The following is a 26,104-nucleotide window of genomic DNA, read 5'->3' as shown; positions in this document are numbered from 1 at the left end:
GTAAAATGACCATTAAAGGTCGAATTATATAAAGGAGTCACAAAAATCATGAACAAACGTGTAAAAATCGTTGCAACTTTAGGTCCTGCGGTTGAAATCCGTGGTGGTAAAAAATTCGGTGAAGACGGATACTGGGGTGAAAAACTTGACGTTGAAGCTTCAGCTCAAAATATTGCTAAATTGATTGAAGCAGGAGCAAACACTTTCCGTTTCAACTTCTCACACGGTGACCACCAAGAACAAGGTGAGCGTATGGCAACTGTTAAACTTGCTGAAAAACTTGCAGGTAAAAAAGTTGGTTTCCTTCTTGATACTAAAGGACCTGAAATCCGTACAGAATTGTTTGAAGGTGACGCAAAAGAGTACTCTTACAAAACTGGTGAAAAAATCCGTGTTGCAACTAAACAAGGAATCAAATCAACTCGTGATGTGATTGCTTTGAACGTTGCTGGTGCCCTTGATATCTACGATGATGTTGAAGTTGGTCACCAAGTATTGGTTGATGATGGTAAACTAGGTCTTCGTGTTTTCGCTAAAGACGATGCTGCTCGTGAATTTGAAGTAGTAGTTGAAAATGACGGCATTATTGCTAAGCAAAAAGGTGTAAACATCCCTAACACCAAGATTCCTTTCCCAGCTCTTGCTGAACGTGATAACGATGATATCCGTTTTGGTCTGGAGCAAGGTATCAACTTCATCGCGATCTCATTCGTACGTACTGCAAAAGATGTTCAAGAAGTTCGTGCAATCTGTGAAGAAACTGGTAACGGTCACGTTCAATTGTTCGCTAAAATCGAAAACCAACAAGGTATCGATAACTTGGATGAAATCATTGAAGCTGCTGATGGTATCATGATCGCTCGTGGTGACATGGGTATCGAAGTACCATTCGAAATGGTTCCAGTTTACCAAAAAATGATCATCACTAAAGTGAACGCAGCAGGTAAAGTTGTTATCACAGCAACAAACATGCTTGAAACAATGACTGAAAAACCACGTGCAACTCGTTCAGAAGTATCAGACGTATTCAACGCTGTTATCGACGGAACTGACGCAACAATGCTTTCAGGTGAGTCTGCAAACGGTAAATACCCACTTGAATCAGTAACAACAATGGCTACGATTGACAAGAACGCTCAAACTCTTCTTAATGAATACGGTCGTTTGTCATCAGTTAACTTGGCGCGTAATTCTAAGACTGAAGTTATAGCATCAGCTGTTAAAGATGCAACTAACTCAATGAATATCAAGTTGGTAGTTACCCTTACTAAAACTGGTCACACAGCTCGCTTGATTTCTAAATACCGTCCAAATGCTGATATCTTGGCTATCACTTTTGACGAATTGACTCAACGCGGTCTTATGCTGAACTGGGGTGTCATTCCAGTAACAACTGAACGTCCTTCAAATACTGACGATATGTTTGATCTTGCTGAAAAGATCGCAGTTGAACAAGGCTTGGTTGAATCTGGTGATGATATCGTTATCGTTGCTGGTGTGCCACTTGGTGAAGCTGTCCGTACAAACACAATGCGTATCCGTACAGTACGTTAATCTAACATTAAAACCTATCATTTCAGGCTGGAAAGCTTGAGTGATAGGTCTTTTTTTATCAAAATGAGATGGTATTTAGTAAATAGGAATGGGAAAAAACTGAAAATTATGGTATAATAGAATGAAAAGACCTTTTTAGTAAATTTTGAAAGAGTAAAACATGAGAAAAATTGTCATCAATGGTGGACGTCCATTGCAAGGTGAGATCACCATTAGTGGTGCTAAAAATAGTGTTGTAGCGCTTATTCCAGCTATTATCTTATCAGATGATATTGTCACTTTAGATTGTGTTCCAGATATTTCAGACGTTGCTAGTCTTGTCGAAATCATGGAGATCATGGGGGCATCTGTTAAGAGTTATGACGATGTCTTGGAGATTGATCCAAGAGGGGTTCAAAACATTCCGATGCCATATGGTAAAATTAATAGCTTGCGTGCTTCTTATTATTTTTACGGAAGTCTTTTAGGGCGCTTTGGTGAAGCTACGGTAGGACTTCCTGGTGGATGTGATTTGGGTCCTCGTCCGATTGACCTTCACTTAAAAGCCTTTGAAGCTATGGGGGCTAAGGTGAGCTACGAGGGAGATAATATGAATTTATCTGCCCAAGGCAAGGGGCTTCACGGAGCAAGTATTTACATGGACACTGTTAGCGTTGGTGCAACGATTAACACCATGATTGCTGCGGTTAAAGCTAAGGGACGTACTGTCATTGAAAATGCGGCTCGTGAACCAGAAATTATTGATGTTGCTACCCTTTTGAATAACATGGGAGCACACATTCGTGGTGCAGGGACTGATATTATCATTATTGATGGTGTCGAGAAACTTCATGGAACGCGTCACCAGGTTATTCCAGACCGTATCGAAGCAGGAACCTATATTTCACTTGCTGCAGCAGTAGGAAAAGGAATTCGTATTAACAACGTTCTCTATGAACACTTAGAAGGCTTTATCGCCAAACTAGAGGAAATGGGCGTTCGTATGACGGTCTCAGAAGACAGTATCTTCGTTGAAGAACAGTCTGATTTGAAGGCCATCAATATCAAAACAGCTCCCTATCCAGGGTTCGCAACCGATTTGCAACAGCCTATCACGCCACTTTTACTAACTGCGCAAGGTCGTGGAACCATTATTGATACGATTTATGAGAAACGTGTCAATCATGTTTTTGAGTTAGCAAAAATGGATGCGGATATTACGACTACAAATGATCACATTATCTACAACGGTGGTCGTAAGTTATACGGGGCAAGTGTAAAAGCTACAGACTTGCGAGCTGGTGCAGCACTTGTCATCGCTGGTTTGATGGCTCAAGGACAGACTGAAATTACGAATATTGAGTTTATCCTTCGTGGCTACTCAGATATTATTGAAAAATTGCGTAGTCTTGGAGCAGATATTACACTCGTTGAAGACTAAGCCGTTGAGGTGATTATGAATATTTGGACCAAATTAGCAATGTTTTCTTTTTTTGAAACGGAGCGCTTGTATTTGCGTCCTTTCTTTTTTAGTGACAGTCAAGCGTTTTTCGACATTGCTTCAAACCCTGAGAATTTGCAGTTTATTTTTCCCAGTCAAGCAAATTTGGAAGAAAGTCAGTACGCACTTGCTAACTATTTTATGAAGAATCCTCTGGGTGTTTGGGCAATTTGTCTCCAAGGAAATCAAGAAATGATTGGCTCTATTAAATTTGAAAAGATCGATGAAATCAAAAAAGAAGCAGAAATTGGTTACTTCTTAAAGAAAGATTCTTGGTCACAAGGTTATATGACAGAAGTAGTTACCAAACTATGTCAGCTTTCATTTGAAGAATTTGGTTTAAAGCAATTATCCATCATCACTCATCTGGAGAATCAAGCTAGCCAAAAAGTAGCCTTAAAATCGGGATTTAGTCTCTTCCGACAGTTTAAGGGAAGCGATCGCTATACACGAAAAATGAGAGATTATCTTGAATTTCGGTATATAAAAGGAGAATTCAATGAGTAAACACCAGGAAATTTTGTCCTATCTGGAAGAGTTGCCAATTGGGAAGAGAGTTAGTGTACGCAGTATTTCCAATCACCTAGGTGTTAGTGACGGAACAGCCTACCGAGCTATCAAAGAAGCTGAAAATCGTGGCATCGTTGAAACTCGGCCACGTAGTGGAACCATACGAGTCAAGTCCCAGAAAGTGGCTATTGAGAGGCTAACCTATGCTGAGATTGCTGAAGTCACCTCCTCTGAAGTTTTAGCTGGTCAGGAAGGGCTGGAGAGAGAGTTTAGTAAATTCTCCATTGGGGCTATGACAGAGCAAAATATTCTGTCCTATCTCCATGATGGCGGTCTTTTGATTGTAGGTGACCGCACTCGCATTCAACTTTTAGCCTTGGAAAATGAAAATGCGGTCCTTGTGACAGGTGGTTTTCATGTGCAGGACGATGTATTGACTCTTGCCAATAAAAAGGGTATCCCAGTTCTGAGAAGTAAGCATGATACCTTTACAGTCGCAACCATGATTAACAAAGCTCTCTCAAACGTTCAGATTAAAACTGACATTTTAACAGTCGAAAAGCTCTATCGTCCCAGTCATGAGTATGGTTTTTTGAGAGAAACAGATACAGTAAAAGACTATCTAGACTTGGTCCGTAAGAACAGAAGTAGTCGTTTCCCAGTCATTAACCAACACCAAGTGGTTGTTGGGGTTGTTACTATGCGTGACGCAGGAGATAAATCCCCCAGCACAACGATTGACAAGGTGATGACACGTAGTATCTTTGTAACAGGCTTAGCAACCAATATTGCCAATGTTAGTCAACGAATGATCGCAGAAGATTTTGAGATGGTTCCCGTTGTCAGAAGTAACCAAACTCTACTTGGAGTTGTAACACGAAGAGATGTCATGGAAAAGATGAGCCGTTCTCAGGTTTCAGCTTTGCCAACTTTCTCCGAGCAAATCGGGCAAAAACTGTCTTATCATCATGATGAAGTCGTTATTACTGTTGAGCCCTTCATGCTGGAGAAAAATGGGGTCCTTGCTAATGGAGTCTTGGCTGAAATCCTCAACCATATGACCCAAGACCTCGTTGTCAATAGCGGACGTAATCTCATCATTGAACAGATGTTGATTTATTTCTTGCAGGCTGTGCAGATAGATGATACTCTGCGGATTCAGGCTCGGATTATTCACCACACGAGACGTTCAGCTATTATTGATTATGATATTTATCATGGTCATCAGATTGTTTCAAAAGCAAATGTTACGGTTAAAATTAATTAGAATCTAGGAGAAAAAATGATAACTTTAAAATCAGCACGTGAAATCGAAGCCATGGACAAGGCTGGTGATTTCCTAGCAAGTATCCATATTGGCTTACGTGATTTGATTAAGCCTGGCGTGGATATGTGGGAAGTAGAAGAGTATGTTCGTCGTCGTTGCAAAGAGGAGAATTTTCTTCCTCTACAGATTGGAGTGGATGGTGCTGTCATGGATTACCCCTATGCCACTTGTTGCTCTCTCAATGATGAAGTAGCTCACGCATTTCCACGTCATTACATCTTGAAAGATGGCGATTTGCTCAAGGTCGACATGGTACTGGGTGGTCCGATTGCCAAATCAGACCTCAATGTGTCGAAACTCAACTTTAATAATGTCGAGCAAATGAAAAAATACACCCAAAACTATACTGGTGGTTTAGCTGACTCATGTTGGGCTTATGCGGTTGGTACACCGTCTGAAGAAGTGAAAAACCTTATGGACGTAACCAAGGAAGCTATGTATAAAGGGATTGAGCGAGCAGTCGTTGGAAACCGTATCGGCGATATCGGTGCAGCCATTCAAGAATACGCTGAAAGTCGCGGTTATGGTGTCGTACGTGATTTGGTTGGTCATGGTGTTGGTCCAACTATGCACGAAGAGCCAATGGTTCCTAACTACGGTATTGCAGGCCGTGGACTCCGTCTCCGTGAAGGAATGGTACTAACCATTGAACCCATGATTAATACTGGTGACTGGGAAATTGATACAGATATGAAGACTGGCTGGGCTCATAAGACTATAGATGGTGGCCTGTCTTGCCAATATGAACACCAGTTTGTGATTACCAAAGACGGTCCTGTTATCTTGACTAGTCAAGGTGAAGAAGGAACGTATTAAAATAAAGGGAGCTTAGCTCCTTTTTTTGTGTCATATTTAGTCAAAATAAATAAGCGTAGCAGACTTCTTACAAATTTATTCTTTTGTAGTAAAATAGGATTAGAATTTTGAGAAAGTAGGTAATTCGTTGGAGTCGATTATATTTCTAGTATCCGTTTTTTTAGCAGGTATCCTGTCCTTCTTTTCACCCTGCATCTTTCCTTTGCTACCAGTCTATGCTGGTATTTTACTGGATGATCAGGGAAATTCGAAAAGCTTTCGCTTTTTTGGAAGAGACGTTGCATGGTCAGGTTTAATTCGAACCTTGTGCTTTATTGCTGGAATCTCCCTCATTTTCTTTATTTTAGGATTTGGAGCTGGATTCCTAGGGCATATGCTCTATGCAGACTGGTTTCGTTATGTTATGGGAGCAGTCATTATCCTCTTGGGCCTTCACCAGATGGAAATTTTGCATTTCAATAAACTGGAGGTTCAAAAGACAGTCACCTTCAAGCAATCCAAGTCGAATCACTATCTGTCAGCCTTTTTACTTGGGATAACCTTTAGTTTTGGTTGGACCCCTTGTATCGGACCAGTCTTAAGTTCAGTCTTGGCCCTAGCAGCTTCCGGTGGCAATGGTGCTTGGCAAGGAGCCGTGTTAACATTAGTATACACATTGGGAATGGCCCTTCCTTTCATTGTTTTGGCCTTGGCTTCGGGCTGGATTATGCCCTACTTTAGTAAATTAAAACCCCATATGATCCTACTAAAGAAAATCGGGGGAGCTTTGATTATTTTGATGGGATTATTATTAATGCTAGGGCAGTTAAATGCCTTGTCAGGAATTCTTGGATAAAAGGAGAAAAAATGAAAAAAGTTATTTTTGCTGGATTGAGCCTCATGTCTCTATTCTTGTTGATTGCCTGTGGTGAAAAAGAAACCAAACAGACAAGCAGTCGAAAACAACCTGCTGTTCAACAAATCGCAGTCGGTAAGGATGCGCCAGACTTCACCTTGCAGTCTATGGATGGCAAAGAAGTGAAGTTATCAGACTATAAAGGGAAAAAGGTCTATTTGAAATTCTGGGCTTCTTGGTGTGGACCATGTAAAAAAAGCATGCCTGAGTTGATGGAATTAGCTGCCAAACAAGATCGAGACTTTGAAATCTTGAGTGTCATTGCACCAGGTCTCCAAGGTGAAAAAACAGTTCAAGACTTTCCAAAATGGTACCAAGAACAAGGCTACAAGGATATACCAGTTTTATATGATACGCAAGCAACTACCTTCCAAGCCTACCAAATTCGTAGTATTCCAACGGAATACTTGATTGACAGTCAGGGTAAAATCGGAAAAATCCAATTTGGTGCTATTAGCAATGCTGATGCAGAAGCGGCTTTTAAAGAAATGAAATAAAGAAAAAATCGCGAAGAAAATCGCGATTTTTTTATAGTTTTTCATTGATAAAGCGGATAAATTGATTCCACCAAACCTTCAAAAAGAAGGCTTTTTCTACTTTCTTTTCAGAAACCATTTCAAAAGATGGTTTGTCAGAAGTGAGATAGCCCTGTCCGACCAAATCCTGGTCATCATAGGTTAAAGTACCAACAACCTTGCCTTCTTCCAATGGAGCCATTTCTGATGTTGATTTCGGTGTGAATTGGAGGGCTGGTGTAGTACCGCTTCCGATGCGTTGGACGATGGAAATGTCTGACTTAGCGACAGCTGTCACATTATCTTCTTTACCATCAAGAACTGTTACTTTACTATCATTGTATGCTTCACCTTTCTGAACGACAGTTTTTAAGGCAAAGTTTGCAGAAATATAATCTAAAAGTGCAGAAGTAGCAGTAAAACGTGCATAAGGGTTGGTATCTTGTTGGTTTGCATTCAAAACAACCGTAATAATACGCATCCCTTTCTCAACAGTTGTTCCAACGAATGAAGCACCAGCTTTATCAGTAGTACCTGTCTTTAGTCCATCAATACCACCACGATAGGCAGGCATTCCCTCCAACATATAGTTGGTTGAGTGGATTTCAAGTCCTGCAAAGGTAGAAGTTGGTTTTTTGGTGATTTCCAAAACTTGAGGATAATCTCGGATGAGGTTACGAGCGACGATTGCAACATCGTAGGCACTCAACTTGTTTTCATCGTCTTTTTTAGAACCAGGATAGATATTATCACCAAGGGTCTCATTATTTAAACCAGTAGTGTTTACAATAGTTGCATCTTGAATTCCCCATTCAAGAAGTTTAGCCCTCATCTTGTCTACAAAGTCTTTCTCAGAACCAGCAATCTTTTCTGCTAGTGCAATCGCAGCGCTGTTCGCGCTGGATACCATTGTAGCCTCTAATAGTTGTTCAACAGTATAATTTCGAGCTTCCATAGGGACGTTACTCGCCTCAGAATTAGTTGTAAGTTTGTAAGGATAGTCCGAAATGTCAACAGGTGTAGATAGGCTGATAGTTCCTTGATCCAGAGCTTCATAGACCAAATAAACTGTAACCAGTTTCGTAATAGAAGCAATTTCTACAGGCTGATTTGCATCTTTTTCATAGAGGATTTTTCCAGTTGTAGCCTCGACAGCAATAGCATGTTTAGCAGCAACATCAAACTCCTGAGCAGAAACAGTAGAAGCTGTTCCAAAAACTAAAAGTGTCATAAAAGATAAAATTATTTTTTTCATATTAGCTTTATTTTATCATAAAGAAAAAAAATATTCTCGCTTTTTTACTAAAGCCAACTTATCTTTTTCAGAAATATGGTAAAATAGAGAGAAGGAGGATACCTATGTTCCGTAGAAACAAATTATTTTTTTGGACAGCTGAAATTTTATTATTAACATTGATTTTCTATCTTTGGAGAGAAATGGGAGCCATCATTACTCCCTTTGTAACGGTTGTGAATACCATTATGATTCCATTTTTGCTTGGTGGATTTTTTTACTACATTACAAATCCAGTCGTTACTTTCTTAGAAAAGAGATGTAAGATCAATCGTCTAATTGGTGTCTTGGTCACTCTTTGTGCCTTGATTGGTGCTATCGTTGTAGGGGTCGTTTATCTCTTGCCGATTTTGATTAATCAGTTGACCAGCTTGATTATTTCTAGTCAAAACATCTATAGTAGACTACAAGATTTGATCATTGATTTGTCCATGAATCCAGTCTTCCAAAATATTGATATTCAACAAACAATTCAACAACTGAATCTCTCCTATGTGGATATCCTCCAGAATATCCTGAATAGCGTCAGCAACAGTTTAGGAAGCGTTCTTTCAGCCTTGTTTAGTACAGTTCTGATTCTCATTATGACCCCTGTATTCTTGATTTATTTCTTGTTGGATGGTCATAAGTTGCTACCAATGTTGGAACGTACCGTCTTAAAACATGACAAATTGAATCTTTCTAGCCTTTTAACCAATCTCAATACAACCATAGCGCGCTATATCAGTGGAATTGCGATTGATGCGGTTATTATTGGATTTTTAGCCTATATTGGCTATAGCGTTATCGGATTAAAGTACGCCCTAGTTTTTGCTATTTTCTCTGGAATCGCAAATTTGATTCCTTATGTTGGTCCAAGTATTGGCTTAATTCCAATGGTGATTGCCAATGTGTTCACGGATCCTCATCGTATGTTGATTGCGGTTGCTTATATGCTTATTATTCAGCAGATTGACGGAAATGTTCTCTATCCACGTATCGTTGGAGGGGTTATGAAAGTACACCCGATTACAATCTTGGTGCTCCTCTTACTGTCAAGTAATATCTACGGTGTCATAGGGATGGTCGTAGCAGTGCCTACTTACTCCATTTTTAAAGAAATTACTAAGTTCCTAGCGAAATTATATGAAAACCATAAAGAAGCTAAGGAACTAGAAAAAACAGAATCAAATTAAAATCAGGGAAACCTGATTTTTTTGATGAAAATACTATCTTCCAAACAAAATAAGTTTGAATTCATATTGCCATAAAGAAGCAGAAGAACAGGATTTGATAAGATTTAGATTAATTGACAAAATATGTGTAAAACACTTGCAATTTAGCAGAAATTTGATAAAATAGTAAGGAAAGTTAGACTGTATTGCCTACTGTCTATCTATAAAATATATTTTATTGGAGGCTTTTACTCAAATGGCAAAAGAAAAATACGATCGTAGTAAACCACACGTTAACATTGGTACTATTGGACACGTTGACCACGGTAAAACTACCCTAACTGCAGCTATCACAACTGTTTTGGCACGTCGCTTGCCTTCATCAGTTAACCAACCTAAAGACTATGCGTCTATCGATGCTGCTCCAGAAGAACGCGAACGTGGTATCACTATCAACACTGCACACGTTGAGTACGAAACTGAAAAACGTCACTACGCTCACATCGACGCTCCAGGACACGCGGACTACGTTAAAAACATGATCACTGGTGCTGCCCAAATGGACGGAGCTATCCTTGTAGTAGCTTCAACTGATGGACCAATGCCACAAACTCGTGAGCACATCCTTCTTTCACGTCAGGTTGGTGTTAAACACCTTATCGTCTTCATGAACAAAATCGACTTGGTTGACGACGAAGAATTGCTTGAATTGGTTGAAATGGAAATCCGTGACCTTCTTTCAGAATACGACTTCCCAGGTGACGATCTTCCAGTTATCCAAGGTTCAGCTCTTAAAGCTCTTGAAGGTGACTCTAAATACGAAGACATCATCATGGAATTGATGAACACTGTTGATGAGTACATTCCAGAACCAGAACGTGACACTGACAAACCATTGCTTCTTCCAGTCGAAGATGTATTCTCAATCACTGGACGTGGTACAGTTGCTTCAGGACGTATCGACCGTGGTACTGTTCGTGTCAACGATGAAATCGAAATCGTTGGTATCAAAGAAGAAACTTCAAAAGCAGTTGTTACTGGTGTTGAAATGTTCCGTAAACAACTTGACGAAGGTCTTGCCGGAGATAACGTAGGTGTCCTTCTTCGTGGTGTTCAACGTGACGAAATCGAACGTGGACAAGTTATCGCTAAACCAGGTTCAATCAACCCACACACTAAATTTAAAGGTGAAGTCTACATCCTTACTAAAGAAGAAGGTGGACGTCACACTCCATTCTTCAACAACTACCGTCCACAATTCTACTTCCGTACTACTGACGTTACAGGTTCAATCGAACTTCCTGCAGGTACTGAAATGGTAATGCCTGGTGATAACGTGACTATCGACGTTGAGTTGATCCACCCAATCGCCGTAGAACAAGGTACTACATTCTCTATCCGTGAGGGTGGACGTACTGTTGGTTCAGGTATGGTTACAGAAATCGAAGCTTAATTCGATTAAGTTCCCAGAAGAACAATTATTTAAGTCAGACACTAAAAGAATCTTGCCTTGCAAGGTTCTTTTTTTCTTTCTTTCTTCTTACTCTATTTGAAGTGCTTCTACTCTAGCAGTATAATCGTTTTTTTGGTATAATAAAAGTTATGGAAATCGAAAAAACCAATCGTATGAACGCCCTTTTTGAATTTTATGCGGCGCTTTTGACAGACAAGCAGATGAACTATATTGAACTCTATTATGCTGATGATTATAGTCTTGCTGAGATTGCTGAAGAGTTCGGTGTCAGTCGTCAGGCTGTCTATGACAATATCAAGCGGACGGAAAAAATTCTAGAAGATTATGAGATGAAACTGCACATGTATTCGGACTATATTGTCCGCAGTCAGATTTTTGACCAGATCTTAGAGCGTTATCCCAAGGATGACTTTCTGTTGGAGCAGATAGAAATTTTAACAAGTATTGATAATAGAGAATAAGAGGAAGAAAAATGGCATTTGAAAGTTTAACAGAACGTTTACAGAACGTCTTTAAAAATCTACGTAAAAAAGGAAAAATTTCTGAGACTGATGTCCAGGAAGCAACCAAAGAGATTCGTTTGGCCTTGCTTGAAGCCGACGTTGCCTTGCCTGTTGTAAAGGACTTTATCAAGAAAGTTCGTGAACGTGCAGTCGGACACGAGGTCATTGATACCCTCAATCCAGCCCAACAGATTATCAAAATCGTTGATGAGGAATTGACAGCTGTTTTAGGTTCCGATACGGCAGAAATTATCAAGTCACCAAAAATTCCAACCATTATCATGATGGTCGGTTTGCAGGGGGCTGGTAAAACGACCTTTGCTGGTAAGCTGGCTAATAAACTCAAGAAGGAAGAAAATGCTCGTCCTTTGATGATTGCAGCGGATATCTATCGTCCAGCAGCCATCGATCAGTTGAAAACACTTGGACAACAAATTGATGTTCCTGTCTTTGCGCTTGGAACAGAAGTACCAGCTGTTGAGATTGTCCGTCAAGGTTTGGAGCAAGCTCAAGCCAATCACAACGACTATGTCTTGATCGATACGGCAGGGCGTTTGCAGATTGATGAGCTTTTGATGAATGAGCTTCGTGATGTTAAAGCACTGGCCCAACCAAACGAAATCCTCCTTGTCATTGATGCCATGATCGGTCAGGAAGCGGCTAATGTTGCCCGTGAGTTTAATGCTCAGTTGGAAGTAACTGGTGTCATCCTTACCAAGATTGATGGGGATACTCGTGGTGGTGCGGCTTTGTCTGTTCGTCATATCACTGGAAAACCTATCAAGTTCACTGGTACGGGTGAAAAGATTACAGATATTGAAACCTTCCACCCAGATCGTATGTCTAGTCGTATCCTTGGCATGGGGGATATGCTGACCTTGATTGAGAAAGCTTCTCAGGAATACGATGAGCAAAAAGCCCTTGAAATGGCTGAGAAGATGCGCGAAAACACCTTTGATTTCAATGATTTCATCGATCAATTGGATCAGGTGCAAAATATGGGGCCAATGGAAGACTTGCTCAAGATGATTCCAGGTATGGCCAACAATCCAGCACTTCAAAACATGAAGGTGGATGAGCGACAGATTGCGCGCAAACGTGCCATTGTTTCTTCTATGACGCCTGAAGAGCGTGAAAATCCTGATCTGTTAAATCCAAGCCGTCGCCGTCGTATCGCTGCTGGTTCTGGAAATACCTTTGTTGAAGTCAATAAATTTATCAAAGACTTTAATCAGGCCAAACAGCTCATGCAAGGTGTCATGTCTGGGGATATGAACAAGATGATGAAGCAAATGGGAATCAATCCCAATAACCTTCCTAAAAATATGTCAAATATGGGCGGGATGGATATGTCTGCCCTTGAAGGCATGATGGGACAAGGCGGCATGCCAGATATGTCAGCTCTTGGAGGAGCTGGAATGCCAGATATGAGCCAGATGTTTGGTGGTGGACTCAAAGGTAAAATTGGTGAATTTGCCATGAAACAGTCTATGAAACGCATGGCCAACAAAATGAAAAAAGCGAAGAAAAAACGTAAATAAAAAAGGAAAGCAGAAGTGCTTTCCTTATTATTATGTGACTATTAGTCCGTCTCGCTCCGTAAGGTGCGAGACAAATAAACCACCCGTTAGACATTATAGAGTATATATTGTTGTTTAGGTAGAATAAAACAGAGGCGGAAAATATAAATACTTATTTTCATTTTATTGAAGTATATTATCTTAGTTACACAATATATAAGTAATTTTACATTTACTAAATTAAAATATTGTTTTAGTGTCAAATAGTCACTGTTGATGGTATAATTTAAGAGAAGTTTATATAAGGGAGTTTTTATTATGGTTATTAATAGTATTAATTTAGTTATACCCAACGATATTCAAAGGGGCTTAGAATCAGGTATATACAAACAATTTGGTTCTGTTATCAGAAATAATAAGGGACAGATTATTAAGCATCTCAAAGCTGTAGATTTTTCTAAAGATACTGCAAATAAATTAATCGGCAATAAGGCTATAAAAGTTGGACTAATAGGTGCAGGAGTTTTAGCTGTGGGAGGAGTTGGTTATTACAGTTATCGCAGTATTCAGATGAATAGTGTATCAAAATCTTTAATAAAGAGGTTAACTCAGTATTTAATTACCGCTCAAAAAGGAGAATTGACTGAAAAAGATATTGATAAGTTTTTAAATTTCTTAAATAAAAATGAATCTCTGCTAAAGAAATTAGAATTAGATACCTCTCTTGATGAATTATTTGAATTGGTTAAGACTTATACAGAGCAGTTTGCTGCAGCAAACAACTTTGTATATCATAATGAAACTAAAAGAAAAACTAATCATAACGACAAAATTATTAATCTAAAAGAGTATCTTAAAGTACAAAAGAACATATACAGTTCAGAAGTAATTTAGTTATTTTAATTTTATAATTTGAGATGCTAAAAAAGTTTCTATTCTAATTTCTGAAAATAATTTTTAAACAAGTATTTTCATTCAAATCATATTTTTTCAATTATAAATGATTTATCAGAATACGAAGTGGTGGAAATATTAGTAGAGTTCTGGTTAAGAAATATTCTGATGGAGTAATTAAACTGGCTGATAAAATCGACTATTTAAAAGATGAGTTAGAAGAGCTTACAAATTGGGCTTCTATTAAAGTTGATGGATCGTTTTGGACAAGCATTCACCGACGCAGCAACGCAGTTAAGTAAAGAAAAACAATATTACGAGTTTTCTTGGGATGATGAAGCTTTTGGGTTGACATAGCCTTCAATGCATGGTAGGAAAACAGATAAATGAATATTGTCAAAGAATATGTGTCTGAGTGGAGACTAGATAGTCAACGACTTGCCAAATCACTAAAAGCCTATGACTTAAAAAAATTGGATAAAATTCCCTTTCGTGAAGATCTCGTAAAAACACTTGATGCAACTAAAGCAACAAATCAATCTGCCGGAGCAAATTTAAACTCAACATAGAATTTAATAAAATTTTTCCAAGTTAGATGCAAGAAGTGAAATTAAAATTTAAGTAATAGTGTCAATATCAAGGTGATTTTTGATTTCTTTTTAGAATCAAAATAATAGACTTAAGTTATAAAGGTGGAAAAATATAAATTCTTCCACGTTTTGAAGGAAACATGTAGAATTCAAAAGAACATTTAGAGCGTCTCATCTCTATCTATACTATGATAAGGTTTTTCATTACTGGTAACACTTTTCAAAACATCAACATTAGATTGCAAGAAATACAATTTAGTTCTACTAATGTCTCTTTGAAAATATTGTTGGAAAATGTCAGAGTGTCGTTTACTATGACAAATAGTTTTTTGATATTAGTTTCTCTTAAATTTTTTATGTGACTATAATAATAAAATAACGAATAGTTGAGCTTAAAAATTCTAAAAGTTAATTAATAGTATGCAAATGGTTGTGAGAAGAAGGTTTCAAATGAATTAAGTTTCTAATTTGCCAAAATAGCTAACTATTCGGACTAAATATATTCAGAAAGATGCTATTTGTATCCAAATTCTTTCAGGGCTTTTTTTACGCATCGCTATTTTTTGTAGTATTCATATTTTACTCCACTAATATCGGCAGTGAACACACCCTCTTTAAATGTTCTATTTAGCATTTGTGATCCCATTAGTTCTATTGTTCCATTTTTGAGGATTAATAACAAAATTATCAGCTTCACCACTATTAATTGTTCTTATATTTCCTGAAATAGTAAATGCTCGTTCATTTCTATATTTATTAATCCCGTAATATTCACCATCTAATGCTTGATTGTTTTCACTAAAACATAATGCAAGTAATACAATTGAAAACAGTAAAAATAACACGGCAATAAATTTTTCATATTCTATCCTCCTTAATTGAAGGTATTATAACAAAATAGCATTACATAATTGCTGCAGATAAATGTCTGTTATAACAGCAAGAATTTCACTAAATACAATTGACAATGTTTAATTGTTAGATTATTATTGGAGTATATTTGAAAATTACTAAAGATGTTTATCTATTAAACATCTTTAGTGTAAATTGGAAGGACTTAGGTTATGTTTTTAGAAAAAGTAGAATATTGGGACTTTCGTAAGTATAAATCAAAAGATGATTTACCAGGGTTATCTGTAACATTTCATAAGGGGATGAATTTAATAGTTGGTGAGAACGATGCTGGGAAGACGGCAATTATTGATGGTTTGAAATTATTGCTAGGTACTTTGAGTGATGAGTACGATAAAATTTTAGATACAGATTTCTATACGCAAGATGGTAAAGATTTTAATGAAGATTTTAAAATAATAGCTTATTTTACTGATCTCTCAGATAAAGAATCTGCTGCATTTTTAGAGTGGCTTTCATTCGATGAAGGTAATACACCTCAATTAAAAGTGACTCTAAAAGTTAATAAAAAGAAGGGTTCTAACGGTAACAATTATTTTGAACGGAAAATTTATGGAGGAGATAATCATTCAGAGACTATTATAGATAGTGATGCAAGACAACTTCTAAAAGCTATCTATTTAAAACCATTAAGAGATGCTCAAAAGGAATTACGTCCAGGTAAGTATTCTCGACTAACTAATATTCTTTCTGCTCATCCTAAAATTAATGAAAGTGGGAAGCGGGAACTTTTGGCTATTGTTGGTAATGCAAATGACGAAGTGAAAGAATTTTTCTCCGATGAAAATCATAATGTTGTTGAGTCAATCATTGATCAGTTGGAAAAATTTTATGATAGAAATGATGTTGAAAAAAGTAAGGTAGCATTTAATATGTCGGAGTCTAATATTGCTTCCATACTATCTCGTCTAAGTTTGGATACTGAGAGTGTCAATTTAGGATTAGGGAATTCCAATCTATTATATATTGCGGTTGAATTGCTTTTGATGCACGATGGTGATGATTATATTGGTCCTAGAATTGCTTTAATCGAAGAAATTGAGGCACACCTACATACTCAAGCACAAATTCGGTTGATTAAACATATGGAGAAAAATACCCAGACTCAATTTATTTTAACTACTCATAGCAACAATCTAGCTTCTTCTATTAATCCTAAGAATCTAATCTTACTGCATAACAATAAAGCTTTTTCGATGGCAGAGACAGAAACTATGTTACAGAGCGAAGATTATGAATTTTTGGAAAGATTTTTAGACGCGACAAAGAGCAATCTGTTTTTTGCTAAAGGATTGATCCTTGTGGAGGGCGATGCAGAAAATTTGCTTTTACCTGCGTTAGCTGAATTAATTGGATACCCTTTACATGAGTACGGTATTTCAATAGTAAATATTGGTAACACTGCATTTGAAAGGTATATCAAACTATTCTCAAGAAAGAATAGAGATAGGATTGATTTACCTATTTCTATTGTTACTGATGTAGATGTTAGACCGATTGAATATTATAATGATAAAGGTGAAGACAATCAAATATATGTTATAAGTGACGAGGAAGAATTGAAACATATTTTGTCAGACTTTAACACGACCTCTGATTTAGAGATAGACGAACCGCCATTTGGAAAGTTATTTTCTACATACAATAATTTAATTAAAGAATTTGATTTTCTGAAAAATATAGATAAAAATAAATTAGAATCAAAAGTATGTAAGGAGCTTGATGAAGATATTATTAAAAGTTTGGTAGAAATGAAGAGGGGAAGTATTATCAATAAATATGAAAGCTATAATTCTCATCATAAAGTATTTATTACACCTGAATGGACGCTGGAGTATAGTTTAGCAAAAGGTCCTCTTGTGAAATTACTCTGGAAATCAATTCATGAAACAAGATACAAGAACCCTTACAGCACTGTTAATCAGAATAAGTTTGATGAGATAAATAATCAGCTTACCACTAGTGATGATATAATCAGTTCCGAACTAGCTTATGATATCTTTAAACCTTTAAATGATAAGAAGGTCTCTAAAGCAATTGTTGCTCAAAAATTAGCGATTGAAATTGGGAAATTAGCCAGTGAGGATAAAGAGCAACTTAAAACAAAAGTGCTTTCCAATGACTACACTCAATATCTAGTGAATGCGATTAAACATGCTTCTCAAATCAATGAAGAAGAGGGAGGGACTGATGAATGAATTAATAGCATTAATTGAGAAAAGTTTACTACCATCTGGATGTCATTTTTCCGAGGAACAAAAGGATGTCATTTTACACAACGATACAATGGACGTTGTCGCTGGACCTGGAACTGGAAAAACAACAGTATTAACTGCACGTGTTAAAATATTACTTGAACAATTGAAGGATTCAGGACAAGGAATTTGTGTACTTACTCACACTAATGTTGCTGTGGATGAAATAAAATCAAGTTTAAGAAAACTCGGGATTGAAGACATAAAAAATCCTCACTTTATTGGAACTATTCAAGATTTTTTCAATACATTTTTTGCTAAGAAAGCGTTTCATTTAATTCTTGGTGATAAAAAAATGCGAGTACTTGATGATGATATATTTCGTGAGAGATTTGATAAGCAATTTGAATTCAGAAAACCAGATTCTTACCAAGATGACTGGACGTATCCTAATCCTGGGAATTGGGAGATAAGATGGAATTTTGATAATTTAGACCAGGTAGCTTCAATGATTGAGCGAAAAATGTATAACAAAGCTTTTAATGATAGCATTATTTGGCTTTTTAAGCAAGGGATAGTCACAAATCATTGTTGCCTAGAACTGTCTAAATGGTATATTGAACAGCATAATGAGATATTTAGAAATATAATCTCAAAAAGATTCACTTATTTATTATTGGATGAAGTGCAAGATACTAGTCAATTTCAATTTGAATTAGTCCAATCGTTATTCGATAAAACTTCTGTGACCATTCAAAAATTTGGGGATCCATATCAAGCGATATATAATATTTGGGGTGGTGATACGGAATTAGCTTGGGAAATCGATGACTCTAAGGAAAAGCGTATTTCAAAAACATCGCGATTTGGCGAGTCTATTGTAAATATAGTGAAAAATGTTTGTGTGAAGAAGTATGATGATTTGGAATCAGATTCTAAGAATAATTCCTTCCCTCCATATTTTATTGTATATGATAATGGCGATGATTTAATTAATAAATATTGTTCACTGATTGATAGATTAGAAAAAGGAAATGAAACTTTTAAGAACTCACCAAAGTCTAAAGTTATTGTCTCAGCACAGCACAAGGATTTGGAAAATATTTTTGGTGAAAGATACCAACGTGTTGTTGTAAAGGATCTAAATTACAGGGGTGATTTAGACTTATTTTTGGATATATGCTTAAAAGAATTATCAAGAAATTTTGAAGATAACTTTGAAGATAGATTGAAAGAAGATGGTTTTAGAATAAAGATATTTAAAATTATTAAAAATCTGAGAAATGAAGATGATGAGAAAATAATCGATGGATTGAGTGCACTTCTTGATGAACTCATAGATGATGAGGGATTATTTCAAAATAAAAATACCTTATGTAATGAGATTAAGAATAAGTTGCAAAATAATTTTTCTAAAAACATACAAATTCAAACTAATGTGTCGGTAGATAATGCAGGTAAAGACATAAGATTGGGGACTATCCATTCGGTAAAAGGGGAAACTCACAAAGCAACTTTACTGATGTTGAATTCAAAATTTACTAATGGGTATGCGGATACCTCACCTAGCTACTCTATACTTCAATTGCTCGAAAAATATTTGAGTAAGAATTATGTAGAACTACCGGAAGATAAAAATGATGAGGAGAAGGAAACGGAAAAAGCTCTTAAACTCGCATATGTTGCACTAAGTAGACCAACTCACTTAGTCTGTATCGGAATTCCAAACAATCAAATTGAGAATGAACCAACTTTAATACAAGATTTATTAGATGCCGGATGGAAACAATATACAGATCAAGATGTGATTTAATATCAAAATTTAACAGAGCATCTTGTATAATACGAGGGTCTTTTTAAGTTATCGAATTACAGTTTCGTGAAAATATAAATATTTTGGGAAGTCAAGATCTTGTTGTTATTTATGATATATTTATACTGTAATTATATCCTTTGGATGTCCAACAGGTTCATGAACATTCTAACGATTTCTTGAGACGCAATGGACTTCCAAAGAAGATGGATTTCAGTGGACTTTCTCAAACATTCTTACATCTCTAGCTGATAAGAGAATTCGAATCTCAAGTAAATTCTTGAACTACAAAACTCCCTATCAAGTTTTTCTGAGCTAGGTAAAATTGTCTAACTTAATTTGATAAATGATGAATGATAAAGGAATAGTAATGAAACTAATTTATAGGACAAAAACTCATAAACCCAATAATTACGAACGCTTTCACAATGAATATTATCAAAAGGGAGATATCATTGAAAAATATACCATTTCAAGCACACGAGTACCAGGTCGTCTAGAAAAAGGTGAAACCAGAAGAATAGATGGTGAACAGTTGAGTGCGTCTTGGCATATCCAAGATCCTAATATGCCACAATGGCTGAAAGAATATATAGTTAATACATCAGAAACTCATATTGAGGACCTGATAAATGAATTACAGAAAGATGGATATCGTGTGCATGCATGTAATGATGAGCCTTTACTTATCTTTAAAGAAAAGATTGTTAAAGTTTTCATTGATCAGGTATGGATAGATATTATTCCTTTGATAAAACTATATTATAATAGGAAAAAAGTCTCAGACAAATTACTCGAACAGTTTGAAAAAGATTGGCTTGATCTTAATGTCTCTTATCAACAACTGTTAGATAAACAAGAGGAAGCGAACTTACTCAAAAAAAACGAGAAATACGATAAATTTTATCAAAAATACTATGAATCCTATAACTCAGAAAACGCAGCTAGTGAATTAAATAGATTTTTGTTAGATGTGATTTCTAAAACAAAGGGTACTGAGAAGGAATATTTTGTACAATTACTGGAGAAGGTTCAGAATCAAGATTTCACGCCTGAACTGTATGCTAATACCTTAGCAACTATATTTACTCGAGAAAGATCCAAGATTCACTAAAATAGTGTATCTCTATTTTAGGTATATATACTATCGTCACTCCTAAATAAATTTTGCTTCTACATCCTTAAAACAAAAAAAGCCCCACCAGATTTTATTTCTGGTGGGGGTTTTGGTGGGGAACCAATCAATTTTGATTTATTTTTAAACTTTTATAACAACTGAAAATGCTGTTAAATCAACCATTTCACTTCAAATCATGTTTATAAATCATTCCCACTCAACGGTTGCAGGTGGTTTACTTGTAATGTCGTAGACGATACGGTTAACGTGATCTACTTCATTTACGATACGTACAGAGATCTTTTGAAGGACTTCCCAAGGGATCTTGGCAAAGTCAGCTGTCATACCATCAATAGAAGTGATGGCACGAATAGCAATCGTGTAGTCGTAAGTACGACCGTCACCCATAACACCGACTGAACGAACGCCTGTGTTGACAGTAAAGTATTGCCAGATATCGCGGTCCAGACCAGCTTTAGCGATTTCTTCACGAAGGATAGCATCTGACTCACGAACAGTTTCTAGTTTTTCTTCAGTGATTTCACCCATGACACGGATAGCAAGTCCTGGTCCTGGGAATGGTTGGCGCCATACGATGTGATCCGGCATACCAAGTTCTGTACCAAGGGCACGGACTTCGTCTTTATAGAGAGTATTGAGTGGTTCAATCAATTCAAACTGCATGTCTTCTGGAAGACCACCAACATTGTGGTGTGATTTGATGGTTTGAGCAGTATCTGTACCAGACTCAATCACGTCAGTGTAAAGCGTTCCTTGAGCAAGGAATTTTACATCTTTTAGCTTGCTTGCTTCGTCATCGAAGACATAAACAAACTCATTACCGATAATCTTCCGTTTTTGTTCAGGATCAGAAACACCTGCAAGTTTATCAAGGAAGCGTTTTGCAGCGTCTGCTTTGACGATATTCAAACCAAACTTACCACCAAGCATGTCCATAACTTGGTCTGCTTCCCCTTTACGGAGAAGACCGTGGTCTACAAAGATACAGATTAATTGATCACCAATCGCTTTTTGAAGAAGAACTCCAACAACAGAAGAGTCAACACCACCTGATAGGCCGAGAAGAACACGCTTGTCACCTACAGTTTCACGGATTTTCTTGATCTGCATATCGATAAAGTTGTCCATTGACCAATCGCCTTTAGCCTTACAGATGTTGAGGGCAAAGTTGCGAAGGATATCATTCCCGTATACAGAATGGCGCACTTCTGGGTGGAATTGGATACCATAGATGTGCTTTTCTGGGTTTTCAATAGCTGCATAAGGACAGTCAGCAGAAGTACCAGTACGAACGAAATCAGCTGGAATCTCTGTAACAGCATCGCCATGACTCATCAAAACAATCTGTTCTTCAGGTGTCCCTTCAAAGAGGGCAGAAGTGGTATGAGTAAGTGGTGATTGGCCATACTCGCGGTTACCAGCATCACCTGCAGGTACAACTTTTCCTCCAAGTTTGTGAGTAAGAAGTTGCATACCGTAGCAGATTCCCAAAATTGGAATACCAAGTTCAAAAATTTCTGGATCAATATCAAATGAACCCTCTTCATAAACAGAATTTGGTCCACCTGAGAGAATGATTCCTACAGGGTTAATGGCACGAACCTCTGCAGCTGAAATTTTATGGCTTTTTAGCTCTGAAAAAACACCAATTTCACGGATACGGCGTGAAATAAGCTGGTTGTATTGGCTTCCATAGTCCAGTACGATGATTTTTTCGACATCTTGCAAATCAGTTGAAATGTTGCTCATCTTTTTCCTTTCTCAAAAGAAATATCTTTTTCAATATTCTATCACAAATAGGGGCGAATTACCAACTAAACAAGGCAAAGTTTGACTTTTTCTTAGCAAATACGGTACAATGGAGAAAATAAAGAAAAGAAGTGAGAATCATGTTACCAGCTTATATGAAAATCCACGATCAGATCAAGAAGGATATAGATGAGCATCATTGGAAAATCGGAGAGAGACTTCCAAGTGAGCGAGATTTAGCGGAACAGTTTCAAGTTAGCCGGATGACATTACGCCAGGCTATCTCTCTCTTGGTTGAGGAAGGAGTTTTGGAGCGTCGTGTAGGAAGTGGGACTTTTGTCTCTAGCACTCGTGTCCAAGAAAAAATGCGGGGAACGACTAGTTTTACAGAGATTGTTAAATCTCAGGGGAAAGTACCTTCTAGTCAACTCATTTCTTACAGAAGAACCATTCCAAATGAGCAAGAGGTCGCTAAACTGGGGATTACTCCAACAGAGAATATTATCCGCATGGAACGGGTGCGTTACGCTGACCAAGTTCCGCTAGTCTATGAAGTCGCATCCATTCCTGAGAAATTTATTAAGGATTTCAAAAAAGAAGAAATCACCAGTCACTTCTTCCAAACCTTGCAACAACATGGCTATCGGATTGGCAAATCCCAACAGACCATTTATGCAAGATTGGCTAAGGAAAAGATTGCCCATTACTTAGAAGTCGAAAAAGGGCATGCTATTTTAGCCTTGACTCAGGTTTCCTATCTCGATGATGGGACAGCTTTTGAATATGTCAAGAGTCAATACGTGGGTGAACGCTTTGAATTTTATCTTGAAAATAACTAGTTTAGAAAGGCTAGTTTTTTGTTTTCTTAAAAGATTAGAATTGTCAAAACAATCTGTCTAGGCTTGATTTTATCCTTTATTTACTATAAAATGAGAAGGAAAAACGTCAAACTTTTATATTGCAAATAGGAGAAAACATGACAAAAATATTAAAACGTCCTGAGGTTTTATCGCCTGCAGGGACTTTAGAGAAGCTAAAAGTGGCTGTTCGGTATGGAGCTGATGCTGTTTTTATAGGTGGGCAAGCTTATGGTCTTCGTAGCCGTGCAGGAAACTTCACCTTTGAACAGATGGAAGAAGGGGTGCAGTTCGCCGCCAAATACGGTGCTAAGGTTTATGTGGCTGCCAATATGGTCATGCATGAAGGAAATGAAGCTGGTGCTGGTGAATGGTTCCGTAAGTTACGTGATATTGGAATTGCGGCAGTAATCGTATCAGATCCAGCCTTGATCATGATTGCAGCAACAGAAGCACCAGGTCTTGAAATCCATCTTTCAACTCAAGCCAGTGCAACCAACTATGAAACGCTAGAGTTCTGGAAAGAACTTGGTCTAACTCGTGTGGTTTTGGCTCGTGAAGTTTCAATGGAAGAATTGGCAGAGATTCGCAAACGTACAGATGTTGAGATTGAGGCCTTTGTCCATGGGGCCATGTGTATTTCCTACTCAGGTCGCTGTACGCTTTCAAACCACATGAGTATGCGTGATGCTAACCGCGGGGGCTGTTCTCAATCTTGCCGTTGGAAATACGATCTCTACGATATGCCCTTTGGTAAAGAACGTAAGAGCCTTAAAGGTGAAATCCCAGAAGAATTTTCAATGTCTGCCGTTGATATGTCTATGATTGACCATATCCCGGATATGATTGAAAATGGTGTAGACAGTCTTAAAATCGAAGGTCGTATGAAGTCTATTCACTATGTTTCAACAGTAACAAACTGCTACAAGGCGGCTGTGGATGCTTACCTTGAAAGCCCAGAAAAATTTGAAGCTATTAAACAAGACCTGGTAGATGAGATGTGGAAGGTTGCCCAGCGTGAATTAGCAACAGGTTTCTACTATGGTACACCGTCTGAGAATGAGCAGTTATTTGGCGCTCGCCGTAAGATTCCTGAGTATAAGTTTGTCGCTGAAGTGGTTTCTTATGATGAAGCAACCCAGACAGCAACCATTCGTCAACGGAATGTTATCAATGAAGGGGACCAAGTTGAGTTCTACGGACCTGGCTTCCGTCATTTTGAAACTTATATCGAAGACCTTCACGATGCCAAAGGTAACAAGATTGACCGTGCACCAAATCCGATGGAGCTATTGACAATCAAGGTTCCACAGCCTGTGCAAGCAGGTGACATGGTCCGTGCTCTCAAAGAAGGTCTTATCAATCTCTATAAGGAAGACGGGACAAGTGTCACAGTTCGTGCCTAGATAGGGAAAAGTGAATGATTCAAGCGCAAGGATTGTTAGTTGATGATGAAGGCAGATGCGTTCATTATCATGGCGAAAAGGACATCGTTTCCCTCCAGTGTTATGAATGTAAAAAATACTATGCTTGCTATCAGTGCCACAATGATATAGAAACGCATTTGTTTTCACCATACCCCTTGACGCTTGCGGAGGATCGACCGATTTTATGTGGGGGTTGTAAGAGGATAATGACTTTCCAAGAATACCAAAAACAAATAGCCTGCCCTTATTGCAAATCTCCATTTAATCCAGGGTGTAAACAACACTATTCCTACTATTTCAAATAAACTGAATCGATCCAAGTTCTAAACTTGGACTTTTCAGTTTGTTTCAGAAAATATAGTAAAATCAAGAAAAACACGCAATCTAAAATGGAAAAACTTTCTATAGAATAGTGTAAAAATAGCAAAAATAGAAATATATTATCTGAAACGCTTTCAACGTAAGTAAAAAGTTGACAAATCAAAATTTTAGGACTAAACTAAGTAAGTAAATTTTAAATAAAAGGAGAATTCATCATGAATTTAACATTTTTCGGTCTTTGTCTTGCCTGTATGGGTGTATCCCTTGCAGAAGGTATGTTGATGAACGGTTTGTTCAAATCAGCTGCTCGCCAACCAGACATCATTCCACAATTGCGTAGCTTAATGATCATGGGGATTGCCTTTATCGAAGGAACATTCTTTGTAACTCTCGTATTTTCATTTATCATCAAATAAAGAGAAGTATAAAATGGAAAAGGGAGGATTTTAGATGGAAGAAAGTATCAATCCAACCATCAATATTGGTCCTGTTACCTTTGATTTGACCTTGACTGCCTTGACCTTGCTGTCAGTAGTCGTTATTTTTGGCTTTATCTATTGGGCAAGTCGGAATATGACTGTGAAACCCAAAGGAAAGCAAAATGTACTGGAGTATCTCTATGACTTCGTAGTCGGATTTACTGAACCTAATGTAGGCTCACGGTACATGAAAGATTACTCACTCTTTTACTTGTGTTTATTTCTTTTTATGGTGATCGCAAACAATCTTGGTTTGATGGCTAAACTTCAAACTAAAGATGGGACAAACCTTTGGACATCGCCAACTGCCAATCTTCAGTTTGACTTGGCCTTGTCATTTGGAATTATCCTGATGACCCATATAGAAGGAATTCGTCGCCGTGGTGTTAAAAAGTATCTGAAAGGCTTTGTTACCCCAGGTTTTATGACACCGATGAATCTCCTTGAAGAAGTCACGAATTTCCTATCACTTGCTTTGCGGGTATTTGGAAATATCTTTGCCGGAGAAGTGATGGCTAGTTTGCTAATCACACTTTCTCATCAGGCTCTTTATTGGTATCCAGTCGCATTTGTTACCAATCTTGTCTGGACGGCATTCTCTGTGTTTATTTCCTGTGTTCAGGCTTATGTATTCACAGTCTTGTCTTCTATGTATCTAGGAAATAAAATTAATGATGGAGAGTAGAA

23 protein-coding genes and 1 pseudogene are annotated in these 26,104 nt (G+C 37.5%); 22 read left to right on the top strand and 2 right to left on the bottom strand.

What is annotated here, in order from left to right; genetic code table 11:
• Positions 1-48: 48 nt before the first annotated feature.
• The 7 genes from pyk (at position 49) to sdbB (ending at position 7,079) form a co-directional block, all read left to right on the top strand.
• Positions 49-1,554, top strand: coding sequence for a pyruvate kinase (gene pyk / locus E7Y33_RS05240; protein ID WP_139689848.1), 1,506 nt, complete (start codon positions 49-51; stop codon positions 1,552-1,554).
• A 160-nt stretch (positions 1,555-1,714) separates the two neighbouring features.
• Positions 1,715-2,974: a UDP-N-acetylglucosamine 1-carboxyvinyltransferase gene (locus E7Y33_RS05235; RefSeq protein ID WP_139689847.1), complete on the top strand. Its 1,260-nt coding sequence runs from the start codon at positions 1,715-1,717 to the stop codon at positions 2,972-2,974.
• A gap of 15 nt (positions 2,975-2,989) precedes the next feature.
• Positions 2,990-3,541: a GNAT family N-acetyltransferase gene (locus E7Y33_RS05230; protein WP_139689920.1), complete on the top strand. Its 552-nt coding sequence runs from the start codon at positions 2,990-2,992 to the stop codon at positions 3,539-3,541.
• Entirely contained in the window at positions 3,534-4,811 is a 1,278-nt protein-coding gene (spxR, locus tag E7Y33_RS05225) for a CBS-HotDog domain-containing transcription factor SpxR (protein ID WP_000033812.1), read from the top strand. Before E7Y33_RS05230 ends, spxR begins: the two co-directional genes overlap by 8 nt.
• A gap of 15 nt (positions 4,812-4,826) precedes the next feature.
• On the top strand, positions 4,827-5,687 hold the full coding sequence (locus tag E7Y33_RS05220) for a methionyl aminopeptidase (RefSeq protein ID WP_139689846.1): 861 nt from the start codon (positions 4,827-4,829) through the stop codon (positions 5,685-5,687).
• 127 nt (positions 5,688-5,814) lie between these two features.
• The gene (gene ccdA2, locus E7Y33_RS05215; protein WP_084920959.1) at positions 5,815-6,522 is read left to right on the top strand and encodes a thiol-disulfide oxidoreductase-associated membrane protein CcdA2; all 708 of its coding nucleotides are present in this window, start codon (positions 5,815-5,817) and stop codon (positions 6,520-6,522) included.
• A gap of 11 nt (positions 6,523-6,533) precedes the next feature.
• The gene (sdbB, locus tag E7Y33_RS05210; RefSeq protein ID WP_139689845.1) at positions 6,534-7,079 is read left to right on the top strand and encodes a thiol-disulfide oxidoreductase-associated lipoprotein SdbB; all 546 of its coding nucleotides are present in this window, start codon (positions 6,534-6,536) and stop codon (positions 7,077-7,079) included.
• A 31-nt stretch (positions 7,080-7,110) separates the two neighbouring features.
• On the opposite strand, the gene pbp3 is transcribed toward sdbB, so the two are convergent.
• Positions 7,111-8,352: a D-alanyl-D-alanine carboxypeptidase PBP3 gene (pbp3, locus tag E7Y33_RS05205; RefSeq protein ID WP_139689844.1), complete on the bottom strand. Its 1,242-nt coding sequence runs from the start codon at positions 8,350-8,352 to the stop codon at positions 7,111-7,113.
• A 104-nt stretch (positions 8,353-8,456) separates the two neighbouring features.
• Here pbp3 and E7Y33_RS05200 point away from each other — a divergent pair, with 104 nt between their 5' ends.
• The 10 genes and pseudogenes from E7Y33_RS05200 to E7Y33_RS05155 all read left to right on the top strand — a co-directional run bounded on the left by E7Y33_RS05200 (position 8,457) and on the right by E7Y33_RS05155 (position 20,560).
• A complete protein-coding gene (locus E7Y33_RS05200) occupies positions 8,457-9,566 on the top strand; it encodes an AI-2E family transporter (RefSeq protein WP_139689843.1) in 1,110 nt (369 codons plus the stop codon).
• 235 nt (positions 9,567-9,801) lie between these two features.
• Positions 9,802-10,998, top strand: a complete 1,197-nt coding sequence (gene tuf / locus E7Y33_RS05195; RefSeq protein WP_001040723.1) for an elongation factor Tu — start codon at positions 9,802-9,804, stop codon at positions 10,996-10,998.
• Positions 10,999-11,147: 149 nt separating this feature from the next.
• Positions 11,148-11,480 (top strand): putative DNA-binding protein, encoded by a 333-nt coding sequence (locus E7Y33_RS05190; RefSeq protein WP_061427218.1) that lies wholly within the window; start codon positions 11,148-11,150, stop codon positions 11,478-11,480.
• Positions 11,481-11,491: 11 nt separating this feature from the next.
• On the top strand, positions 11,492-13,063 hold the full coding sequence (ffh, locus tag E7Y33_RS05185; RefSeq protein ID WP_139689842.1) for a signal recognition particle protein: 1,572 nt from the start codon (positions 11,492-11,494) through the stop codon (positions 13,061-13,063).
• 297 nt (positions 13,064-13,360) lie between these two features.
• Positions 13,361-13,936: a hypothetical protein gene (locus tag E7Y33_RS05180; RefSeq protein ID WP_139689841.1), complete on the top strand. Its 576-nt coding sequence runs from the start codon at positions 13,361-13,363 to the stop codon at positions 13,934-13,936.
• Between the two features lie 386 nt (positions 13,937-14,322).
• Complete coding sequence (locus E7Y33_RS05175; RefSeq protein WP_237665650.1) at positions 14,323-14,505, top strand: restriction endonuclease subunit R; 183 nt, start codon at positions 14,323-14,325, stop codon at positions 14,503-14,505.
• 1,085 nt (positions 14,506-15,590) lie between these two features.
• On the top strand, positions 15,591-17,636 hold the full coding sequence (locus E7Y33_RS05165; protein ID WP_139689840.1) for an ATP-dependent nuclease: 2,046 nt from the start codon (positions 15,591-15,593) through the stop codon (positions 17,634-17,636).
• Positions 17,629-19,446: a UvrD-helicase domain-containing protein gene (locus E7Y33_RS05160; RefSeq protein WP_139689839.1), complete on the top strand. Its 1,818-nt coding sequence runs from the start codon at positions 17,629-17,631 to the stop codon at positions 19,444-19,446. The genes E7Y33_RS05165 and E7Y33_RS05160 overlap by 8 nt, the downstream gene beginning before the upstream one ends.
• 155 nt (positions 19,447-19,601) lie before the next feature.
• A pseudogene (locus E7Y33_RS09660) lies at positions 19,602-19,765 on the top strand (IS30 family transposase); the annotation flags it as partial.
• Positions 19,766-19,816: 51 nt separating this feature from the next.
• Complete coding sequence (locus E7Y33_RS05155) at positions 19,817-20,560, top strand: hypothetical protein (protein WP_139689838.1); 744 nt, start codon at positions 19,817-19,819, stop codon at positions 20,558-20,560.
• A 210-nt stretch (positions 20,561-20,770) separates the two neighbouring features.
• On the opposite strand, the gene guaA is transcribed toward E7Y33_RS05155, so the two are convergent.
• Positions 20,771-22,333, bottom strand: a complete 1,563-nt coding sequence (gene guaA / locus E7Y33_RS05150; RefSeq protein WP_139689837.1) for a glutamine-hydrolyzing GMP synthase — start codon at positions 22,331-22,333, stop codon at positions 20,771-20,773.
• 140 nt (positions 22,334-22,473) lie between these two features.
• Here guaA and E7Y33_RS05145 point away from each other — a divergent pair, with 140 nt between their 5' ends.
• The 5 genes from E7Y33_RS05145 (at position 22,474) to atpB (ending at position 26,102) form a co-directional block, all read left to right on the top strand.
• The gene (locus E7Y33_RS05145) at positions 22,474-23,172 is read left to right on the top strand and encodes a GntR family transcriptional regulator (protein WP_084972290.1); all 699 of its coding nucleotides are present in this window, start codon (positions 22,474-22,476) and stop codon (positions 23,170-23,172) included.
• A 137-nt stretch (positions 23,173-23,309) separates the two neighbouring features.
• Complete coding sequence (locus E7Y33_RS05140; protein WP_139689836.1) at positions 23,310-24,596, top strand: peptidase U32 family protein; 1,287 nt, start codon at positions 23,310-23,312, stop codon at positions 24,594-24,596.
• Positions 24,597-24,610: 14 nt separating this feature from the next.
• The gene (locus E7Y33_RS05135) at positions 24,611-24,922 is read left to right on the top strand and encodes a CHY zinc finger protein (protein WP_139689835.1); all 312 of its coding nucleotides are present in this window, start codon (positions 24,611-24,613) and stop codon (positions 24,920-24,922) included.
• Positions 24,923-25,153: 231 nt separating this feature from the next.
• Entirely contained in the window at positions 25,154-25,354 is a 201-nt protein-coding gene (locus E7Y33_RS05130; RefSeq protein WP_001054555.1) for a F0F1 ATP synthase subunit C, read from the top strand.
• A 34-nt stretch (positions 25,355-25,388) separates the two neighbouring features.
• Positions 25,389-26,102: a F0F1 ATP synthase subunit A gene (gene atpB, locus E7Y33_RS05125; RefSeq protein WP_139689834.1), complete on the top strand. Its 714-nt coding sequence runs from the start codon at positions 25,389-25,391 to the stop codon at positions 26,100-26,102.
• Positions 26,103-26,104: the final 2 nt, after the last annotated feature.

The sequence above is a fragment of the Streptococcus oralis genome (genome assembly GCF_006175905.1).
Classification (GTDB): Bacteria; Bacillota; Bacilli; order Lactobacillales; family Streptococcaceae; genus Streptococcus; species Streptococcus oralis_BG.
The sequence above is the reverse complement of the archived record's forward strand: the minus strand, read 5'-3'. Positions and strand labels throughout refer to the sequence as shown.

Excerpts from the sequence above, each read along its gene's own strand:
- E7Y33_RS05200 (WP_139689843.1), top strand. The coding sequence starts at position 8,457 with ATGTTCCGTAGAAACAAATTATTTTTTTGGACAGCTGAAATTTTATTA.
- E7Y33_RS05180 (WP_139689841.1), top strand. The coding sequence starts at position 13,361 with ATGGTTATTAATAGTATTAATTTAGTTATACCCAACGATATTCAAAGG.
- atpB (WP_139689834.1), top strand. The coding sequence starts at position 25,389 with ATGGAAGAAAGTATCAATCCAACCATCAATATTGGTCCTGTTACCTTT.
- E7Y33_RS05155 (WP_139689838.1), top strand. The coding sequence starts at position 19,817 with ATGAAACTAATTTATAGGACAAAAACTCATAAACCCAATAATTACGAA.
- E7Y33_RS05135 (WP_139689835.1), top strand. The coding sequence starts at position 24,611 with ATGATTCAAGCGCAAGGATTGTTAGTTGATGATGAAGGCAGATGCGTT.
- E7Y33_RS05175 (WP_237665650.1), top strand. The coding sequence starts at position 14,323 with ATGAATATTGTCAAAGAATATGTGTCTGAGTGGAGACTAGATAGTCAA.
- tuf (WP_001040723.1), top strand. The coding sequence starts at position 9,802 with ATGGCAAAAGAAAAATACGATCGTAGTAAACCACACGTTAACATTGGT.
- E7Y33_RS05230 (WP_139689920.1), top strand. The coding sequence starts at position 2,990 with ATGAATATTTGGACCAAATTAGCAATGTTTTCTTTTTTTGAAACGGAG.
- E7Y33_RS05160 (WP_139689839.1), top strand. The coding sequence starts at position 17,629 with ATGAATGAATTAATAGCATTAATTGAGAAAAGTTTACTACCATCTGGA.
- sdbB (WP_139689845.1), top strand. The coding sequence starts at position 6,534 with ATGAAAAAAGTTATTTTTGCTGGATTGAGCCTCATGTCTCTATTCTTG.
- pyk (WP_139689848.1), top strand. The coding sequence starts at position 49 with ATGAACAAACGTGTAAAAATCGTTGCAACTTTAGGTCCTGCGGTTGAA.
- ffh (WP_139689842.1), top strand. The coding sequence starts at position 11,492 with ATGGCATTTGAAAGTTTAACAGAACGTTTACAGAACGTCTTTAAAAAT.
- spxR (WP_000033812.1), top strand. The coding sequence starts at position 3,534 with ATGAGTAAACACCAGGAAATTTTGTCCTATCTGGAAGAGTTGCCAATT.
- E7Y33_RS05220 (WP_139689846.1), top strand. The coding sequence starts at position 4,827 with ATGATAACTTTAAAATCAGCACGTGAAATCGAAGCCATGGACAAGGCT.
- E7Y33_RS05165 (WP_139689840.1), top strand. The coding sequence starts at position 15,591 with ATGTTTTTAGAAAAAGTAGAATATTGGGACTTTCGTAAGTATAAATCA.
- E7Y33_RS05130 (WP_001054555.1), top strand. The coding sequence starts at position 25,154 with ATGAATTTAACATTTTTCGGTCTTTGTCTTGCCTGTATGGGTGTATCC.
- E7Y33_RS05190 (WP_061427218.1), top strand. The coding sequence starts at position 11,148 with ATGGAAATCGAAAAAACCAATCGTATGAACGCCCTTTTTGAATTTTAT.
- pbp3 (WP_139689844.1), bottom strand. The coding sequence starts at position 8,352 with ATGAAAAAAATAATTTTATCTTTTATGACACTTTTAGTTTTTGGAACA.
- E7Y33_RS05145 (WP_084972290.1), top strand. The coding sequence starts at position 22,474 with ATGTTACCAGCTTATATGAAAATCCACGATCAGATCAAGAAGGATATA.
- guaA (WP_139689837.1), bottom strand. The coding sequence starts at position 22,333 with ATGAGCAACATTTCAACTGATTTGCAAGATGTCGAAAAAATCATCGTA.
- E7Y33_RS05235 (WP_139689847.1), top strand. The coding sequence starts at position 1,715 with ATGAGAAAAATTGTCATCAATGGTGGACGTCCATTGCAAGGTGAGATC.
- E7Y33_RS05140 (WP_139689836.1), top strand. The coding sequence starts at position 23,310 with ATGACAAAAATATTAAAACGTCCTGAGGTTTTATCGCCTGCAGGGACT.